The 17,962-nt window shown below is 38.1% G+C and carries 21 protein-coding genes; all 21 read left to right on the forward strand.

The features are described from left to right. Window positions 1-2 precede the first annotated feature (2 nt). The 21 genes from fliI to MKX57_RS05220 all read left to right on the forward strand — a co-directional run bounded on the left by fliI (window position 3) and on the right by MKX57_RS05220 (window position 17,951). The gene (gene fliI / locus MKX57_RS05120; protein ID WP_342550826.1) at window positions 3-1,328 is read left to right on the forward strand and encodes a flagellar protein export ATPase FliI; all 1,326 of its coding nucleotides are present in this window, start codon (window positions 3-5) and stop codon (window positions 1,326-1,328) included. Further along, on the forward strand, window positions 1,329-1,778 hold the full coding sequence (gene fliJ / locus MKX57_RS05125) for a flagellar export protein FliJ (RefSeq protein ID WP_089985328.1): 450 nt from the start codon (window positions 1,329-1,331) through the stop codon (window positions 1,776-1,778). Window positions 1,779-1,782: 4 nt separating this feature from the next. Next, window positions 1,783-2,391 (forward strand): hypothetical protein, encoded by a 609-nt coding sequence (locus MKX57_RS05130; RefSeq protein ID WP_008180774.1) that lies wholly within the window; start codon window positions 1,783-1,785, stop codon window positions 2,389-2,391. A gap of 24 nt (window positions 2,392-2,415) precedes the next feature. After that, window positions 2,416-3,678, forward strand: coding sequence for a flagellar hook-length control protein FliK (locus MKX57_RS05135; protein WP_089985329.1), 1,263 nt, complete (start codon window positions 2,416-2,418; stop codon window positions 3,676-3,678). A 3-nt stretch (window positions 3,679-3,681) separates the two neighbouring features. Next, complete coding sequence (gene flgD, locus MKX57_RS05140; protein WP_043990753.1) at window positions 3,682-4,368, forward strand: flagellar hook assembly protein FlgD; 687 nt, start codon at window positions 3,682-3,684, stop codon at window positions 4,366-4,368. A gap of 15 nt (window positions 4,369-4,383) precedes the next feature. Next, window positions 4,384-4,752, forward strand: a complete 369-nt coding sequence (locus MKX57_RS05145) for a TIGR02530 family flagellar biosynthesis protein (protein WP_008180768.1) — start codon at window positions 4,384-4,386, stop codon at window positions 4,750-4,752. 86 nt (window positions 4,753-4,838) lie between these two features. Then, window positions 4,839-5,807, forward strand: a complete 969-nt coding sequence (gene flgG / locus MKX57_RS05150; RefSeq protein ID WP_043990752.1) for a flagellar basal body rod protein FlgG — start codon at window positions 4,839-4,841, stop codon at window positions 5,805-5,807. A 101-nt stretch (window positions 5,808-5,908) separates the two neighbouring features. Continuing rightward, window positions 5,909-6,130 carry a flagellar FlbD family protein gene (locus tag MKX57_RS05155; protein WP_008180764.1) on the forward strand — a complete coding sequence of 74 codons (222 nt, stop codon included), beginning with the start codon at window positions 5,909-5,911 and terminating at the stop codon, window positions 6,128-6,130. Further along, window positions 6,120-6,548 carry a flagellar basal body-associated protein FliL gene (gene fliL, locus MKX57_RS05160; RefSeq protein WP_008180761.1) on the forward strand — a complete coding sequence of 143 codons (429 nt, stop codon included), beginning with the start codon at window positions 6,120-6,122 and terminating at the stop codon, window positions 6,546-6,548. Before MKX57_RS05155 ends, fliL begins: the two co-directional genes overlap by 11 nt. A gap of 31 nt (window positions 6,549-6,579) precedes the next feature. Then, entirely contained in the window at window positions 6,580-7,575 is a 996-nt protein-coding gene (gene fliM / locus MKX57_RS05165) for a flagellar motor switch protein FliM (RefSeq protein WP_008180759.1), read from the forward strand. Then, window positions 7,568-8,791: a flagellar motor switch phosphatase FliY gene (gene fliY / locus MKX57_RS05170; RefSeq protein ID WP_008180757.1), complete on the forward strand. Its 1,224-nt coding sequence runs from the start codon at window positions 7,568-7,570 to the stop codon at window positions 8,789-8,791. The genes fliM and fliY overlap by 8 nt, the downstream gene beginning before the upstream one ends. 21 nt (window positions 8,792-8,812) lie before the next feature. Next, window positions 8,813-9,175 (forward strand): response regulator, encoded by a 363-nt coding sequence (locus MKX57_RS05175; protein ID WP_008180756.1) that lies wholly within the window; start codon window positions 8,813-8,815, stop codon window positions 9,173-9,175. Between the two features lie 10 nt (window positions 9,176-9,185). Next, window positions 9,186-9,860 carry a flagellar biosynthetic protein FliO gene (locus MKX57_RS05180; RefSeq protein WP_237068723.1) on the forward strand — a complete coding sequence of 225 codons (675 nt, stop codon included), beginning with the start codon at window positions 9,186-9,188 and terminating at the stop codon, window positions 9,858-9,860. Further along, window positions 9,857-10,522 (forward strand): flagellar type III secretion system pore protein FliP, encoded by a 666-nt coding sequence (gene fliP / locus MKX57_RS05185; protein WP_008180752.1) that lies wholly within the window; start codon window positions 9,857-9,859, stop codon window positions 10,520-10,522. The genes MKX57_RS05180 and fliP overlap by 4 nt, the downstream gene beginning before the upstream one ends. A gap of 13 nt (window positions 10,523-10,535) precedes the next feature. Then, window positions 10,536-10,805, forward strand: coding sequence for a flagellar biosynthesis protein FliQ (fliQ, locus tag MKX57_RS05190; RefSeq protein WP_008180750.1), 270 nt, complete (start codon window positions 10,536-10,538; stop codon window positions 10,803-10,805). A gap of 4 nt (window positions 10,806-10,809) precedes the next feature. Further along, window positions 10,810-11,583 (forward strand): flagellar biosynthetic protein FliR, encoded by a 774-nt coding sequence (gene fliR, locus MKX57_RS05195; protein ID WP_008180748.1) that lies wholly within the window; start codon window positions 10,810-10,812, stop codon window positions 11,581-11,583. A 1-nt stretch (window position 11,584) separates the two neighbouring features. After that, the gene (gene flhB / locus MKX57_RS05200) at window positions 11,585-12,673 is read left to right on the forward strand and encodes a flagellar biosynthesis protein FlhB (RefSeq protein WP_036123995.1); all 1,089 of its coding nucleotides are present in this window, start codon (window positions 11,585-11,587) and stop codon (window positions 12,671-12,673) included. A 24-nt stretch (window positions 12,674-12,697) separates the two neighbouring features. Further along, the gene (flhA, locus tag MKX57_RS05205; protein ID WP_008180742.1) at window positions 12,698-14,728 is read left to right on the forward strand and encodes a flagellar biosynthesis protein FlhA; all 2,031 of its coding nucleotides are present in this window, start codon (window positions 12,698-12,700) and stop codon (window positions 14,726-14,728) included. Next, on the forward strand, window positions 14,728-15,924 hold the full coding sequence (gene flhF / locus MKX57_RS05210) for a flagellar biosynthesis protein FlhF (protein ID WP_342550827.1): 1,197 nt from the start codon (window positions 14,728-14,730) through the stop codon (window positions 15,922-15,924). The genes flhA and flhF overlap by 1 nt, the downstream gene beginning before the upstream one ends. Beyond that, window positions 15,921-16,796 (forward strand): MinD/ParA family protein, encoded by an 876-nt coding sequence (locus MKX57_RS05215; RefSeq protein WP_008180739.1) that lies wholly within the window; start codon window positions 15,921-15,923, stop codon window positions 16,794-16,796. Before flhF ends, MKX57_RS05215 begins: the two co-directional genes overlap by 4 nt. Further along, on the forward strand, window positions 16,797-17,951 hold the full coding sequence (locus MKX57_RS05220; protein ID WP_008180738.1) for a chemotaxis response regulator protein-glutamate methylesterase: 1,155 nt from the start codon (window positions 16,797-16,799) through the stop codon (window positions 17,949-17,951). It abuts the gene before it with no gap. The last annotated feature ends 11 nt before the right edge of the window (window positions 17,952-17,962 follow it).

Raw genomic sequence — 17,962 nt, forward strand, 5'->3', positions numbered from 1 at the left:
AGATGAAGACGGCTCAATTAATCGAACATATTCCTCATATGCCAACTTTTAAAAAGTTTGGTAGAGTCACTAGAGTTGTCGGCTTGATGATTGAGTCGCAAGGTCCAGATAGTTCCATAGGTGATGTTTGTAAAATTCATGTGGAAACTGTAAACAATGGTCACCAAATCATTTTAGCTGAAGTGGTGGGCTTTAAAGATGAAATTGTTGTTTTAATGCCTTTCACTTCTTTAAGAGAAATATCTATTGGCTGTCTTGTTGAAGGGACGGGGGCTCCACTAGAAGTAAAAGTGGGCCCAGAGCTAATAGGAAAAGTGTTGGATTCAATGGGAAATCCTATTGATGGCACCTTATTACCAAAAGGACTAATGACGGTTCCGACAGAGCAAGATCCGCCAAATCCACTAACACGTCCGCCAATTAATGATAGACTTGAGGTCGGCGTTAAAGCTATCGATGGAATGTTAACGGTTGGTAATGGCCAACGGGTCGGGATATTCGCTGGTTCAGGGGTCGGAAAAAGTACGCTTCTTGGAATGATTGCGAGAAATACGCAGGCAGATTTGAATGTAATTGCGCTGATTGGAGAACGTGGGCGTGAGGTTCGTGAATTTATTGAACGTGATTTAGGTCCTGAAGGTCTAAGTCGCTCTATTGTTGTTGCTGCTACTTCTGACCAACCAGCATTAATGAGGATAAAAGGGGCGTTTACTGCAACAGCAATTGCCGAGTATTTTAGAAATCGTGGATTAAATGTCATGTTGATGATGGACTCTGTAACACGTGTTGCCATGGCTCAACGTGAAATTGGACTGGCTACAGGTGAACCACCAGCACAGAAGGGGTATACACCATCTGTATTTGCGATTTTACCTAAATTATTAGAACGTACAGGTACTAATGAAAAGGGCTCTATCACGGCGTTTTATACGGTCCTAGTAGATGGTGATGATATGAATGAACCAATCGCTGATACGGTGCGAGGGATATTAGATGGTCATATTGTGCTTGATCGAAATTTAGCTAATAAAGGTCAATACCCTGCTATAAACGTTTTAAAAAGTGTTAGTCGTTTAATGAATCATGTAGCAGAGCCAGAGCATAAAAAAGCTGCAGAACGATTAAGAGAACTTTATTATACATACGACAAATCTGAGGATTTAATCAATATTGGCGCTTATAAACGAGGGACGTCTAGAGAAATTGATGAAGCTATTCATTATGAACCGCTTATTACTACTTATCTTAAACAGGGCTATTTGGACAAAGTGACCTTGGAAGAAAGTGTAAATGAGCTAATATCCTTATCGAACGGTGGTGTGAACTAGATGGTCAGCTATGTGTATCGTTTTGAAAAAGTATTAACAATTCGTGAGCAAGAAAAAAACGAAACTGAAATGGCCTATAAAGAATCTGTCCGATCTTTTGAGGAAGTGGCTACGAAGTTATATGACTTGCTTAAAAAGAAAGAAGATTTAATTGCCTTCCAGCAGGATCGTTTAACGGTTGGTTCATCTATTGATGAAATTCATCACTACGCACGTTTTATTGATAGTCTTGAAAAAACAATTGCAGATGTTCAGCAGAAAGTGATACAAGCTCGTGCAAAAATGAATTGGCACGAAGATAAATTATTAGAAAAAAACTTGGAAGTACGTAAATTTGAAAAAATGAGAGAAAAGGATTTTAAGCTTTTCAAACAAGAGCAGGATCGTATAGAAAGCCTTTTTTTAGATGAAATTTCATTATTAACGTATAACAAGAGAGAAATCAGGTGATTTCATGGTGAGAAAAGACAATCGATTGAAAGCGGAATTAGTAGAACAGCCGCCTAAGAAAAAAACGGGAGGCTTTCTAAAGTTTTTTACTTGGATCGTACTGCCACTTATGTTTGTCGTAGCAGTTTTACTTGTTGTGGCTACATTAATGAATACAAATGTTTTTGATTTAGGTAAAAAGGCAATTGGCAGTTTACCTTTTGTTCCGTCAGAAGAACAGCAAGCGAAAGATGCTGTCGTAAACAATGACTCGAAAATAGTTAATTTACAGGCAGAGATTCAAGAAAAAGAAGCAGAAATTACACAGCTGCAAAAAAAGTTAGATACGACAACAACTGAAAAAGAGAAGCTCACGATAGAAAAAGAGCAGCTTCAATTTGAAATTGAAAAATTAAATCGACAGCAAGATGATGTGAAGCGCGATTTCAACGATATTCTATCGACTTTCGATAAAATGTCTCCGAAATCTGCAGCACCTGTATTAATCAATATGAGTGATACAGAAGCACTGCGCATTTTAACCAATTTAAAACCTGATAAACTAGCAGCAATTTTAGAGAAAATGGACGCTAAAGATGCAGCAAAATATACGGAGCTCATGGCTAAACAATAGAGTTCATGAAAGGAGGTGAAAATAGTGGATATAGCGATGATGAAAATGATCACTCAATCAGTACCGACTAAAAATGCGGCAACAAAGCCAACAACAGCAGCTAGTAGTGCTGATGGGAAGATCAACGGAACTTCGAAACAGGATAATTTATCGAAATTCGGCTCTGTTTTTGGACAAGTCCTATCTTCCTCAGCTCAATCAAATCAAACTGCTCAAACTACGCCAAATAATGAGCTAGCTGATTTACAGCAGGTTTTAAACGCTGATTCATTGGAAGAGGTACTCGATTTATTAGGAATCCCCCACGATGATGGTTTGTTAATCCTTCAACTGGGAGAAGACGGTAAAGCAGTGTCTATGGACGAAATGCTGGATCTGGACAATATATTAAATGCATTAGGTATTGATGATGAACAGCTTCAAAAAATAGTCCAGCAGCTATTAGGAGAAGAAAAAGAAGCTAGTGATATTTGGGAGCTATTATCCTTAGTAGATGCCCAAGCGCCAATTCTTCAAGCGCAAATAGGTGCTGCATTACAAGGAGAAGGTCAAGTAACACCAAAAGAAGCAACGCAATTACTTCAAGTGTTAAAGCTAGCACAATTAGTAGGACAGAAATCGGACTTAACAGCTCCACAAGAAAATTTGTTAACAACCGTTAAAAGTCTTTTAACGACATTACAAACCCAAGTAGAAACAATACAAGTAACAACAACCAAATCAACAGGAACATTGTCATTACAAGGCTTCCAGCAAGTCCAAATGACGAAGCAAAGTGAGACAAGTTCTAATGAAATGGTAACACCACAAACGGTGCAAACCAAACCGGATACGTTCCAAGTAACATTACCGACTGCTAAACCTGCACAGTCAGAGGCTTTATTAAAAGAAATGCAAGCCATTATCAATAGAGCTCAAATTTCTAATGCACAGGGGATTACACGATTAACGATTAAGTTGTATCCAGAAAATTTAGGAACCATTCGTATAGAGCTTGTGCAAAATGATGGTGTATTGACAGCTCGTCTACTAGCTTCTACAGCTCATGGACGTGAAATGCTTGATAGTCAAGCACATCAGCTAAAGCAGGCGTTTGTGCAGCAGAACATTCAAGTAGACCGTCTTGATATTGCCCAATCATTACAGGATGCAGATCGTCAGCAACGTGATCAAAACTTCTTTAATAATTTCTTTAGACAACAACAGGATGAAGAACAGCAACAAAAAACTGAGGATGACGATGAAGAGATGTCATTTAGTGACTATTTATTAAACGAGGAGGTGTAATTGATGGCGGATGCAACATCTAAAGCAACCAATACATCCATAACGGACGATCTTTACTATTCTAATTATAGAAAACCAACCAAACAAACTGGGAATAGTGAACTTGGTAAGGATGCCTTTCTTCAACTGTTAATTACCCAATTACAGCATCAGGACCCAACAAATCCTATGAATGACCGAGAATTCATTTCTCAAATGGCGCAGTTTTCTTCTTTAGAACAAATGCAGAACATGACAAAGGCAGTAGAATCATTATTAGCATCACAGCAACAAACACAAATGATGAACTATGCAACCTTTGTTGGTAAAGAAGTCAAATGGCATGAAATTACAGATAAAACAGATGAAAAAGGAGATCCAGTTGTAAATGAAGGATCAGGTGTGATTGAATCCTTGAAATTTGTAGATGGTAGTGTTGTCTTCAAATTAGCAGATGGGAAGGAAATAACGCCTGGTAATATTTCTGGAATTCTTGGCTCTGGAACAAGTTCAAATGGAAATAATCCTGTGCAAGAAACGCCACTTGTTCAGGCGAGTAAATTGATAGGTAAAAAAGTTACATATCAAGATGGCGAGCAGGAACTACAAGGGAGAATCGTCTCTGTTTCCAATAAAGATGGCGTTATTTACTACGTATTAGATAATGATAAAAAACTTACGGATAAAGATTTTACAGTTATTAGCGAATAAAGGTAGGGAAAAGTGATGGATAAATTTTCAATTCATCGTGTACCCTTGCATCCATCTATTCGTGCAACTCAACCTACGTCCATTCATTCACAGCAATCCTTTAAAGCCCATTTACAGGAAGCATCAAAGCAAGAGCTGAAGGTGAGCAAACATGCGCATGAACGTATTATGGAGCGTAAAATTGACATCTCTGAACAAGAATGGCAGGTTGTCTCGGATAAGGTATTTGAAGCTCACTCAAAAGGTGTTAAACAGCCATTAGTCTTGATGGATCAAGCAGCTTTAATTGTCAGTGCTAAAAACGCTACTGTCATTACAGCAATGGATCGCACGGAAGCAAAACAACAATTATTTACAAATATTGATGGCACAATCGTTCTTTAAAGGCTGGACCTTCTTATGAAAGGAAGCCTTCGTGATGCTGATTGATAGAAGCACACAAATAAAAAATGAAGGGAGAACGAAAACTTATGTTACGTTCTATGTATTCAGGTATTTCAGGTCTTAAAAATTTCCAAACAAAGCTAGATGTTATTGGTAACAATATTGCAAATGTTAATACTGTTGGCTTTAAAAAAGGACGTGTTCTTTTTAAAGATTTAATGTCTCAAACACAAGCTGGTGCATCTGCAGCAACAGCTACACGAGGTGGTGTGAATCCACAACAAGTTGGTTTGGGTACACAATTAGCTGCCATTGATACGATTCATGGGGGCGGTTCCTTACAAAGTACAGGACGTGGTCTTGACTTAGCAATTGAGGGTGATGGCTTTTTCATGGTAGCTGATGCAAATGGTGCTCCTGATCCAGATAGTGGTTTCATAGACGAAGAAGGCTTCAACAATACTCTATTTACTCGTAATGGTGTTTTCTATATGGATAGCAATGGCTATTTAGTGAATGCTGACGGTAAATATTTAGTAGGTGTATCTGCTGGAGAGGATATCGTAATGGAAGCTGATGATGATGGTATCAATCCAGATGATGCACCAGTTGCTTCAGGGGATGAAGGCGCAAACTTATTTGATGATGATGGTGTACTAACACCTGATGATGGAACTGTAGGTCCAATTCGTATCCCTACGACTGCTAAAGAGATTAGCATCGGAGCTAATGGCACGATTGAATATGTAGACCTAAATGGTGAGCGCAAATGGGCTGGACAGCTGATTATGGCTAAATTCCCGAACGCTGGTGGTCTTGCTAAGAGTGGTGGGAACTACTATCAACAAACAGCGAACTCTGGTGCTGCATATGGACAAGTAGCAACTGTAGCAGGGATGGGGAAAGTAGTGCCTGGAGCTGTAGAAATGTCGAATGTTGACTTATCTGAAGAGTTTACAGAGATGATTGTTGCTCAACGTGGTTTCCAAGCGAATACTCGTATTATTACAACATCAGATGAAGTGTTACAAGAGCTAGTAAACTTAAAACGTTAATGATTGAATAGTCCTTTCATTCATAACGGACGTTTTAACAAACATATTTTCATATGAGGGAGGGTCGGGCCGGCTCTCATGCTAGACCCGGCCCTAATTCAATGATTGAACTAACACGTCTTAATGGCAAAGCATTTACATTAAATGCTTTATACATAGAAACAGTCGAATCATTTCCAGATACGACTATTACTTTAACAACTGGAACAAAATTAATTGTTTTAGAGAGTGAAGATGAGGTGCGACAAAAGGTAACTGCCTTTTATAACAATATACAAATACTATCCAACCCGCATCTAAGAGGTGAAAAAGATGAAGAATAATAAAATGTTAACAATGATTATTATTTTGCTAGTAGCAGTCATACTGATCGGGGTTATTTTGTTTGTATTGCTTACACAATTTAATAAACCGACAGGAGCTATTGAACCAACCATTGATGAAATTGTAGAGGCAACAGTGGAGATTCCGGAAATCACAACGAATCTTGCAGATAAAAGAGTAGTACGCTTGTCATTAAAAGTTCAAACGACAAGCAAAGATGCTGCTGCAGAATTAACAAAGCGTGTTTTCCAAGTGCAAAACATTGCTATACAAGAACTTTCTGAAATGGAGCAAAAAGATTTAGAAGGTAAGCAAGGAAAGCAAATTTTCCAAAAATCATTAAAAACTAGAGTAAATGAATTGATGCAAGAGGGAGAAGTCCAGGAAGTATATTTTACCTCCTTCATCACTCAATAAAATAGAAACTGCTTGAAATGGAGGTGGGCAAATGGCAGGAGATGTGTTATCTCAATCCGAGATAGATGCGCTGCTTTCCGCTATATCGACTGGGGAAATGTCAGCAGATGACATAAAAAAGGAGGATGAGGGACGCAAGGTTAAAGTTTATGACTTTAAACGAGCGCTTCGATTCTCAAAAGATCAAATCCGAAGTTTGACCCGAATACACGAAAATTTTGCACGACTATTGACAACCTTTTTCTCTGCACAGCTTAGAAGCTATGTGCAAATTACAGTTGCATCAGTAGACCAAATACCATTTGAAGAGTTCGTTCGTTCGATTCCGAATATGACGCTCATTAATGTGTTTGAAGTGCCACCATTAGATGGTAATATATTGATGGAAATAAATCCGAACATTGCCTATTCCATGCTAGATCGTTTAATGGGCGGTAGTGGGGCGAGTCATAGTAATGTAGATAATCTAACAGAAATTGAAACAAAAATTATGACAAACCTTTTTGAACGCTCATTCGACAATTTACGTGAGGCGTGGGAAAATGTAGCGGAAATTGATCCGATTTTAGTGGAGCTTGAAGTTAATCCACAATTTTTACAAATGATTTCACCTAATGAAACAGTAGTTGTCATTTCATTAAATACGATCATTGGTGAAACAAGCGGTATGATCAATATTTGTATTCCGCATGTTGTATTGGAGCCGATTGTTCCCAATCTTTCTGTTCGCTATTGGATGCAAACAAATACAAAAGAAATGTCTCCAGAGCAAACAAAAATGCTTGAAACACGCGTAAAACAAGCAAAATTACCGCTTTCGGTTGAATTAGGGCTAACGGATATCACGATCGAGGATTTCCTTACAATGCAAGTTGGTGATGTTATACAGCTAGAGCAAAAAATTAATGATCCACTTCTATTAAAGGTAGGGACATTACCAAAATTCACTGTTCAACCAGGTAAGCAAGGCAAAAAATTAGCAATCCAGATTATCGACCCTTTGAAAGGAGGAGACGAAGATGAGTGATGAAATGCTCTCCCAAGAAGAAATTGAAGCGCTATTAAGGGGCGAGACGTTGGAAGATAAAAACAGCGGCACTGAAGCTTCTTCAATTGATGAAACAAATGATATACGAGTAGAGGATTACCTTGATTCGTTTGCACAAGATGCACTAGGTGAGGTAGGCAATATTTCCTTTGGGAGCTCTGCCACTGCACTTTCGGCATTATTAGGACAAAAAGTAGATATTACTACCCCAAGTATATCAATGATTAATCGAAATAAATTAGAAGAGGAGTTTCCACATCCTTATGTAGCTGTACAAGTGGAATATACGATTGGCTTAACAGGTATGAATTTACTTGTTATTAAACAATCTGATGCTGCAATTATTGCAGACCTTATGTTAGGTGGCGATGGATTAAATCCGAAACCTGACTTAGGAGAAATTCAGTTAAGTGCTGTTCAAGAGGCCATGAATCAAATGATGGGCTCAGCGGCTACATCTATGTCGACAGTGTTCAACAAAAAAGTGGATATTTCGCCTCCGACAATTGATTTAATGAATATTTCTCAAAATGAAGGTCGAGAAAACATCCCTGAAGATGATTTGCTAGTCAAAGTATCTTTTAGATTAAGAATTGGTAATTTAATTGATTCGAATTTAATGCAATTATTACCGCTTAAATTTAGTCAAAACATCGTAAAATCTCTATTAGGTGAAACTGAATCAATAGAAGAACCTGTGGCTGCAACGATTGCACCTGAGGCACCGCCAATTGCAGCACCACCTGTTCAACAACAAGCGCCTGTTATGCCACCGCCTGCACAGCCTGTTTATCAGCAGCCGGAAGCAACTATGCAGCAACCGGTTTATCAGGAACCACAGCAGTTTGCGCAACCAGCGAGACCTGCACAGCCAGTGAATGTTCAACAAGCACAATTTGCTAGCTTTGATTCAAATGTAATCTCTCAATCTGAAGCTAGAAATTTAAATATGCTACTTGATATTCCATTGCAAGTTACTGTAGAGTTAGGACGTACGAAACGTTCTGTTAAAGAGATTTTAGAACTATCAAGTGGTTCGATTATTGAGTTAGATAAATTAGCAGGGGAGCCTGTTGATATATTAGTTAATAGTCGTTTAATCGCTAAAGGTGAAGTCGTTGTTATTGATGAAAACTTTGGTGTACGTATTACAGATGTTTTAAGTCAAGCAGAGCGTTTAAATAATTTAAGATAGTTTCAATTGGAGGAGTTAACCATGTCTAAAAGAATTTTGATTGTAGACGACGCTGCATTTATGCGTATGATGATCAAGGATATTTTGTCGAAAAATGGATTTGAGGTTGTTGGAGAAGCGGCAGATGGATTACAGGCTGTTGAAAAGTACAATGAATTAAAACCAGATTTAGTAACAATGGATATCACAATGCCAGAAATGGATGGTATTGCGGCTCTTAAAGCAATTAAGGGATCAGATCCAAGTGCAACTGTAATTATGTGTTCAGCAATGGGACAACAAGCAATGGTAATCGATGCAATTCAAGCTGGTGCGAAAGACTTTATTGTTAAGCCTTTCCAAGCAGATCGAGTAATTGAAGCGATCCAAAAAGCGCTAGGATGATTGCATGAAAATGTTAAAATCATTTCGTTTCACGATGATTTTTGCATTTCTTGTATCCTTCCTGTTTTTGTACCCGACACCAACTTCGGTCTATGCAGACTCTGATACGAATAGTGTGACAGATTGCATTAAAGACCCAGAAGCTTGTTATGGAGATACTACCGATCCAGCTGCTAAACAAGAACCAAGTGTATCAGCAGCTGGAGATATATCTGCATGGGAATACATAAAAATGGTTTTAGCGCTTATTTTTGTTGTAGCTTTGTTTTATGGTTTAATGAAGTTTTTAAATAAACGAAATTTAAACTTTCAACGTAATCAACTGATACAAAATTTAGGCGGTTTATCGTTAGGTGCACAAAAATCAGTACAGCTTTTACAAGTAGGGAAAACCATGTATTTAGTGGGGGTCGGTGAAGACGTTCAGCTATTACGTGAAATTACTGATCCTGAAGAAATAGAAGCACTGTTAGCACTTTATAACGAAAGGCAAGAACTTGCAGCAACATCACCGTATATCGCAGAAGTATTTTCTAAGTTTAAGAAAAAAGATAGAGTGAATTTGCAAAATGAACAAAAGCAAGAGACATTTGGCAAACTCTTTGAAAAAAAGATTTCCGAAATTAAACAGGAGCGCAGTGAAGAGATTGAGCGATGGAAGCAAAAGGAGAAGGATGATAAATGAATGATTTAGTCAATATTTTTTCCAATAGCGATCCAACCAACGTCTCAACATCCGTTAAGCTCTTACTACTATTAACCGTTTTATCACTGGCACCAAGTATTTTAATTTTAATGACATCCTTTGCTCGAATTGTCATTGTTTTATCCTTTGTGCGTACAGCACTGGCTACACAACAAATGCCACCTAATCAGGTGATTGTTGGTTTAGCCTTATTTTTAACGTTCTTTATCATGGCACCAACCTTTCAAGAGGTCAATAAAGAGGCTTTGCAACCACTATTTTCTGAAGAAATTGGTTTAGATGAAGCTTATGATCGGGCAAGCTTGCCATTTAAAGAATTTATGAGTAAGCATACAAGACAAAAAGATCTTGACTTGTTTTTATCGTACAATCAAGCAGAAAAACCAGCATCAGTGGAAGAAATCCCACTGACAATGCTTGTGCCAGCATTTGCTTTAAGTGAAATTAAAACAGCATTTCAAATAGGTTTTATGATTTTTATTCCATTCCTAGTGATCGATATGATTGTTGCGAGTACATTAATGTCGATGGGGATGATGATGTTACCGCCAGTAATGATTTCATTGCCATTCAAAATCTTATTGTTTGTTCTGGTCGATGGCTGGTATCTCGTCATGAAATCGCTACTACAAAGTTTTTAGGGGATGATACAGTATGACAGGTGAATTGGTTATTTCCGTTGCAGAACGTGCCATTATGATTATCCTTCTAACAAGCGGTCCGTTATTATTAGTAGCTTTAATCACTGGTTTGGCTGTAAGTATTTTTCAAGCTACCACTTCGATTCAAGAGCAAACTTTGGCATTTGTACCGAAAATTATCGCCGTCTTTGTGGCCATAGTGTTCTTTGGCCCATGGATGTTATCTCAAGTTACTAGCTATGCGAGAGACATTTTTGAGAATTTAACACGTTATATAGGGTGAGTCCATGAATGAATTAATTCCGCATTTAACGGTTTTCTTATTGGTGCTTGTGCGTGTTTCAGCATTTTTTGTTACGGTTCCTTTTTTTTCCTATAGAACCATACCACCACAAGTCAAAATTACTCTCGCACTGGTTTTAGCTTGGATGATGTATTATACAATTGATGTTGAGCCGTTTGCATTCAATGATGAATACATATTATTAGTGATGAAAGAAGCACTTGTTGGGCTGTTACTCGGTCTAGTAGGTTATATAATCATGTCTGCCATTCAAATTGCAGGGAGCTTTATTGATTTTCAAATGGGTTTTGCCATTGCCAATATTATTGATCCGCAAACAGGAGCTCAAAGTCCATTAATCGGTCAGTTTTTTAATATGTTAGCATTCCTTTTATTGTTAGCAATTAATGGCCATCATATGATTCTTGATGGAATTTACTATAGTTATCAGTTTTTGCCTATGGATCAATTCCCTAGTTTTACAAATGAGGGCTTTCCCCAATTTATCATCACAACATTTACAGCTGTTTTTGCTATTGCATTTCAGATGGCTGCACCTGTTGTGGCTACCTTATTTTTAGTCGATTTAGCTTTAGGAATAACTGCGAAAACAGTACCACAATTAAATATATTTGTTGTTGGTTTTCCTATTAAAATAGCCGTTAGTTTTTTAGTGTTATTTACAATGATGGCTGTAATGATTCAAGTCATTCAAAAGTTAATCACTATTATGATTTACGGCATGCGTGATTTAATGGCCATTTTAGGTGGTGGATAATATGAAACTACTACTGAATTTAGATATCCAGTTTTTTTCAGGTGAAAAGACTGAGAAGGCGACGCCAAAGAAACGTCAAGATGCTCGAAAAAAGGGACAAGTTATTAAGAGTCAAGATGTAACTAGTGCCATCGTTATGCTGATGGTCTTTATCTTCTTAATTTTCTTTGCAGGTTCTTTACGGGATGAGCTATTAGCGTTTTTTAGACAAACCTTTATCCATAACATACGCATCGAAACACTAACGATTGATAGTGTGATGCACTTATTTATAGAAACATTAATACAAATGGCTTTCATTATTGTACCGATTATGGCGATAGCAGTTGTTGGAGCACTTGCAGGTAACTTTTTGCAGTTTGGCTTTTTATTTACTTTGGAGCCAATGAAGTTTGATTTGAAAAAGATGGACCCTATCAAAGGGTTGAAAAGGATTTTTTCGGTTAAGGCAATTGTTGAGTTGCTGAAATCGGTGTTAAAGATTGGCTTTATCGGTAGTGTAACGACAATTATTATCTGGACAAACTTGCCAGAAGTTTTAGCTTTATCCTTTAAAAGTCCATGGATGACGCTCATTACTGTCGGAAAGCTAGTCGGCATTATGGGCATAGCAGCATCTTTAGTTTTACTTTGTGTATCCATTTTGGATTGGATGTATCAAAAATTTGATTATGAAAAAAATCTTAAAATGTCTAAGCAAGATATTAAAGATGAATATAAAAATAGTGAGGGTGACCCGCTCATAAAATCGAAAATCAAACAACGTCAGCGCGAAATGGCGATGCGTCGTATGATGTCAGAGATTCCAAGTGCAGATGTGGTAATTACCAACCCTACTCACTATGCGATTGCGCTCAAATATGACGAGGAAAATATGGATGCACCTCGCGTAATTGCAAAGGGTACAGACTTTATCGCTCAAAAAATAAAGCTGATTGCCAAAGAGCATGACGTCATTATGGTGGAAAATAGACCTTTAGCTCGCGCCATGTATGATCAAGTTGAAATTGGTGATCCCGTACCAGAAGAATTTTTCAAAGCAGTAGCAGAAATACTCGCTTATGTTTACCGTATTAAACGTAAAATTTAAAGCTTTTTAGTAGGAGGGACACAAATGAAAGTTCGCGATATTGGGGTTTTAGGTGCGGTTATTTTAATCGTTGCGATGCTCATCATCCCTCTTCCTCCGTGGATGTTAAGTTTCTTAATTGTCATTAATATTACATTAGGATTAATTGTACTGCTAACAGCAATGAGTATGAAGGAAGCATTAGACTTTTCTATTTTTCCTTCGGTTATTTTACTGTTAACCTTATTCCGATTAGGACTGAGTGTTTCCACAACCCGTGCGATCTTAGCAACTGGGGATGCGGGCTCTGTCGTAGAAACATTTGGTGATTTCGTAGTCGGGGGAAATATTCTCGTAGGTTTAGTTGTCTTTTTAATTCTAGTATTAATTCAGTTTATTGTTATTACAAAGGGTGCAGAGCGGGTAGCTGAAGTAGCAGCTCGTTTCACACTTGATGCGATGCCAGGTAAACAAATGAGTATTGATGCTGATTTAAATGCAGGAGTAATTTCCGAAAAGGAAGCACGCGAACGACGTGAAAAAGTAGCCGGTGAAGCGGACTTCTACGGAGCGATGGATGGTGCCACGAAATTCGTAAAAGGGGATGCCATTGCCTCAATGGTCATGGTTATTATCAACTTATTATTCGGAATCATCATCGGGGTAGTACAAATGGGACTCCCATTTGCTGAAGCAGCAACTCATTTTTCTAAGCTAACCGTTGGGGATGGTATAGTTTCGCAAATTCCTGCCTTGCTTATTTCAACAGCAACAGGGATTGTGGTAACTCGCGCCTCTTCTAAAGGAAGTCTTGGTCAAGATATAACAGGACAATTATTTGCTCAAGCAAAGTTACTCTATGTAGCTGGAGGTACCATAGTATTACTAGGGCTATTTACACCAATCCCTAACTGGGTAACACTTCCAATAGGTCTTTCCCTAATTGTTGGGGCTTATATGATGGAACGTAAGAAACCAGAGGATGAAGAGGAATTACTTGAAATTGAAGAAGAAGTGGCAACAGATGGCATGAAGAGCCCTGAAAATGTTGTGAATTTATTAAATGTGGACCCAATCGAATTTGAATTTGGTTATGGATTAATTCCGTTAGTCGATGCTGCTCAAGGTGGGGACTTATTAGATCGTGTCATTATGATTCGTCGACAGTTAGCACTAGAATTAGGAATTGTCATCCCAGTTGTTCGTATTCGAGATAATATTCAGCTTCAACCAAATGAGTATCGAATAAAAATAAAAGGGAACGAAATGGCAAGAGGCGAGCTTTTACTAGATCATTATTTAGCGATGAGCCCAGGTGATGATGATTCTATTGAAGGAATTGATACAGTGGAGCCATCATTTGGATTACCAGCTAAATGGATTACTGAGCAAGTGAAAGAGGATGCTGAAATTTATGGCTACACGGTTGTAGACCCACCAAGCGTGGTATCCACGCATTTAACTGAAATAATCCGTGCGAATGCTCACGAATTATTAGGTCGTCAAGAGACGAAGCAGTTAATAGATCACTTACGTGAAACCCATCCTATTTTAGTAGAAGAGCTGACACCGGCACCTTTATCAACTGGAGAAATCCAAAAGGTTCTTGGTAAACTACTACGAGAAAATGTTTCTGTTCGTAATTTACCCATTATTTTTGAAACGTTAGCAGACTATGCGAAGGTAACTAGCGATACAGATATTTTAACGGAGTATGTTCGTCAATCATTGGCTCGTCAAATTACTGCCCAATATGTGGGGGATAGTTCGGCATTAAAAGTTATTACAGTTTCAGGTAAAGTAGAAAAAATGGTTGCTGATAGTATTCAGCAAACAGATCACGGAAATTATTTAGCAATGGATCCTCAAGATTCTCAAACGGTACTAGAGACGATTGCAGCAGAAATAGAGCGTGTGTCCTTTATGGAACAATCCGCTATTATTTTATGTTCTCCGGCTGTGCGTATGTATTTACGACAACTGACGGAGCGTTATTTCCCGCAGATTCCAGTTCTTTCATATAATGAATTGGATGCTTCTATTGAAATTCAAAGTGTTGGGGTGGTGAATGTTTAATGAAAATGAAAAAATATTATGCATCCTCCATACCAGAGGCTATGAAGCAAGTGCGTGCAGAACTAGGTGAGGACGCTGTTATTTTGAATTCTAAAGTAGTCATCACGAAGAAATTTTTCGGTATGATTAAACAGAAAAGATTTGAGGTAGTTGCAGGAGTAGATGGAGTGGAGCCAAATCAAGTGGCTCCAGTACCAAAGCCCGTAGCATTACCTAACGCGACTAAGGAAAATGCGAGACTACAAGATATTACAAATGCGATTCAAGTGAAAATTCACCAAGATCAATCATCACATGATGTAGTTAAACATGAGGACACTGGCATTTCTGAAGAATTGAGGAAGGAAATTGCAGATTTAAAATCTTTAATGCAATCGATGCATAAAAAGACTACCCAAGCTCAATATCCCGATGAACTCTTCCCCTTCATTGAATACTTAAGACAGCAAGAGCTAAATGAAGAGCTCATCACAACGATAGGTGATGAGCTTTTTATGCATTTCAAAGAAGCGACAGAAATCAATTTCTCACAATGTAAAATGGTCACGAAAAATTTACTACGTAAGAGACTAGAAAGCCTACCTATCGGAGGATTGTCCTATGAAAGAAAATATATCAACGTATTAGGTCCTACAGGCGTGGGTAAAACAACGACGATCGCCAAAATGGCAGCTAGGGCAGTTTTAGAAAAGAAGAAGAAGATCGGATTTATTACGACAGATACGTACCGAATCGCAGCCATTGAACAGCTAAAAACGTATGCGGGCCTTTTACAGGCACCTGTTGAAATTGCTTACAACGCAACAGATTTCGAACAAGCTATCCAAAGATTATCGCATTTAGACTTAGTATTTATCGATACAGCTGGTCGAAATTATAAAGAGGTCAAGTATGTAGATGATCTCCAACGTCTCATAAAATTTGATGATCAAGCAGAATCCTATTTAGTACTCGCGATGACTACAAAAGAAAAGGATATGGCGAACATTATCGACCAATTTAATCAGCTACCAATTGAAAAATTTATCTTCACGAAAATTGATGAAACAAATTCTATTGGCACAATGCTCAATTTAATGATTAAATATAATAAAGGACTTGCTTACTATACGAATGGTCAAGAAGTACCAGAAGATATTGAAGAAGCTGATTTAGAAGCAGTGCTTAATTTGTTTTTTCAAGGTGAAGAGAAATGAGAGACCAAGCTGAAACATTACGCTTGAAAATGATGAGACAGCAAGGCGATTTAGGTCGAGCAATTGCGGTGGTCAGTGGCAAAGGCGGGGTTGGAAAAAGTAACTTCACGATGAATTTTGCCTTGTCTTTGGCCCAAAAGGGAAAAAAAGTTGTCATTGTAGATATGGATATTGGGATGGGAAATATCCATATTTTAATTGGGAAAAATGCTTCCAATAGTTTGAAAGATTACCTAGAAGGAAATAAACTACTAGATGAGGTAATATTTGAGGGACCCCATGGTTTAAGGTATATATCAGGTGGGTCGGGTATGACAAATATTTTTAATTGGTCAGAGATGATGTTTGAACAGCTTATTCATGCATTTGAACAGCTTCAGAAAAACTATGATTATATTTTATTTGATATGGGGGCGGGTGCGACAAATTGGTCGCTAGATTTACTCACATCAGTAGACGAAATTATCGTTATTTCAACGGCAGAGCCGACCGCAATTACGGATGCCTATTCGATGATGAAATATATTCATATGCGGGATGCTGATAAGCAATTTTATGTCCTTTGTAACCGTGCATTTAGTAAAGAAGAAGGCATCGAAACAAACGAGCGTTTAAAGTTAGCCATGAAACGTTTTTTAGACAAAGAAGTCACGATACTCGGTTCATTACCCGAAGATTCGATTGTGCGGAAGGCTGTGCGTGAGCAAGTCCCATTTTCACTTGCTTATCCAGACGCACTGATTTCTAAAACATTACAACTCATAGTGATTCGTTTTATGGAGCATCGTGTGGAGGAAATACATGCACATGATCAGACAGCAAAGAAATTTTTAACGAAACTAAGAAGTATTTTTTCGAAAGGGCGTGATTAATTGGACTTTTTACATAAAAGCAAGCTATTAGTTGTGGATGATTCTGCTTTTATGAGAAAGCTAATTAGTGACTTTTTTGTTGGCAACTCGAAGGTGGAAGTAGTTGGAACTGCACGTAATGGAAAAGATGCAATCAAAAAGATACAATCATTGAAGCCATCAGTTGTGACAATGGATATTGAGATGCCTGAAATGAATGGGCTAGATGCATTAAAAGAAATAATGATACAATGTCCAGTTCCTGTAATCATGCTCTCTAGTACCACTCAGCGTGGAACAGAAAATGCTATAGCAGCTATTGAAAGTGGCGCTGTAGATTTTGTCGCAAAGCCAAGCGGAACAATATCTCTTGATTTACATAAAATCCAAAGTGAGCTTGTCCATAAAGTAGAGCAAGCTGCAATGGTGCCAATATCCAAATTGAAAAAACCTTCTGGTAGTAAACGACAACAAGATTCAGTGACAAAAGTGAGTACCGTAATAAAGGATTTACAACAACATGGTCAAATACCGATTCCTGTGACTGCTACTGCTACTAAAGTAGCTGTAACAAAGGCGCAAACAGAATGGAATAAAGCAGGTAAAAAGATTGTGCTAATAGGTACATCTACAGGAGGACCTCGTGCGCTTCAGGAGGTCATTACAAAAATTCCTAAGTCTATTCAAGCCCCTATTCTCATTGTTCAGCATATGCCTGCTGGATTTACGAAATCACTCGCTACTCGTCTAGATCAGCTAAGTGAAATTGTTGTGAAGGAGGCTGAACAAGGCGATATTTTACAAAATGGGGTAGCCTATATTGCCCCAGGTGGCTATCACTTAAAGCTTAGGAAAGTAGGGACAACTTTTGGTATTGTTCTTGATAATCAAGAAGCACCAAGGTCAGGCCATAGACCATCTGTAGATGTGATGTTTGAAGATGTTAGTCAATATAAGGATTTTGATAAAGTAGCAGTGATTATGACAGGTATGGGGCATGATGGTTCAAATGGACTGAAAGCACTGAAAAAGACCGGTAATGTCATGGCCATAGCTGAGTCAGCAGAAACTTGCATTGTATATGGTATGCCAAAAGCAGCGGTAGAAACGCAACTAATTGATGAAGTTGCCGATGTAGATGATATAGCACTAACAATAATGAAATATTTGCCTTAAAAGGGGTGTCC

The organism is Lysinibacillus sp. FSL M8-0216 (genome assembly GCF_038595555.1).
In the GTDB taxonomy this organism is placed as follows: domain Bacteria; phylum Bacillota; class Bacilli; order Bacillales_A; family Planococcaceae; genus Lysinibacillus; species Lysinibacillus fusiformis.

Coding starts and splice junctions, on each gene's coding strand:
- flgD (WP_043990753.1), top strand. CDS start 3,682: ATGGCGGATGCAACATCTAAAGCAACCAATACATCCATAACGGACGAT.
- flhA (WP_008180742.1), top strand. CDS start 12,698: ATGAAAGTTCGCGATATTGGGGTTTTAGGTGCGGTTATTTTAATCGTT.
- fliI (WP_342550826.1), top strand. CDS start 3: ATGAAGACGGCTCAATTAATCGAACATATTCCTCATATGCCAACTTTT.
- MKX57_RS05145 (WP_008180768.1), top strand. CDS start 4,384: ATGGATAAATTTTCAATTCATCGTGTACCCTTGCATCCATCTATTCGT.
- fliQ (WP_008180750.1), top strand. CDS start 10,536: ATGACAGGTGAATTGGTTATTTCCGTTGCAGAACGTGCCATTATGATT.
- fliJ (WP_089985328.1), top strand. CDS start 1,329: ATGGTCAGCTATGTGTATCGTTTTGAAAAAGTATTAACAATTCGTGAG.
- fliL (WP_008180761.1), top strand. CDS start 6,120: ATGAAGAATAATAAAATGTTAACAATGATTATTATTTTGCTAGTAGCA.
- flhB (WP_036123995.1), top strand. CDS start 11,585: ATGAAACTACTACTGAATTTAGATATCCAGTTTTTTTCAGGTGAAAAG.
- fliR (WP_008180748.1), top strand. CDS start 10,810: ATGAATGAATTAATTCCGCATTTAACGGTTTTCTTATTGGTGCTTGTG.
- fliY (WP_008180757.1), top strand. CDS start 7,568: ATGAGTGATGAAATGCTCTCCCAAGAAGAAATTGAAGCGCTATTAAGG.
- fliP (WP_008180752.1), top strand. CDS start 9,857: ATGAATGATTTAGTCAATATTTTTTCCAATAGCGATCCAACCAACGTC.
- MKX57_RS05130 (WP_008180774.1), top strand. CDS start 1,783: ATGGTGAGAAAAGACAATCGATTGAAAGCGGAATTAGTAGAACAGCCG.
- MKX57_RS05175 (WP_008180756.1), top strand. CDS start 8,813: ATGTCTAAAAGAATTTTGATTGTAGACGACGCTGCATTTATGCGTATG.
- flgG (WP_043990752.1), top strand. CDS start 4,839: ATGTTACGTTCTATGTATTCAGGTATTTCAGGTCTTAAAAATTTCCAA.
- MKX57_RS05180 (WP_237068723.1), top strand. CDS start 9,186: ATGTTAAAATCATTTCGTTTCACGATGATTTTTGCATTTCTTGTATCC.
- MKX57_RS05215 (WP_008180739.1), top strand. CDS start 15,921: ATGAGAGACCAAGCTGAAACATTACGCTTGAAAATGATGAGACAGCAA.
- fliM (WP_008180759.1), top strand. CDS start 6,580: ATGGCAGGAGATGTGTTATCTCAATCCGAGATAGATGCGCTGCTTTCC.
- MKX57_RS05155 (WP_008180764.1), top strand. CDS start 5,909: ATGATTGAACTAACACGTCTTAATGGCAAAGCATTTACATTAAATGCT.
- flhF (WP_342550827.1), top strand. CDS start 14,728: ATGAAAATGAAAAAATATTATGCATCCTCCATACCAGAGGCTATGAAG.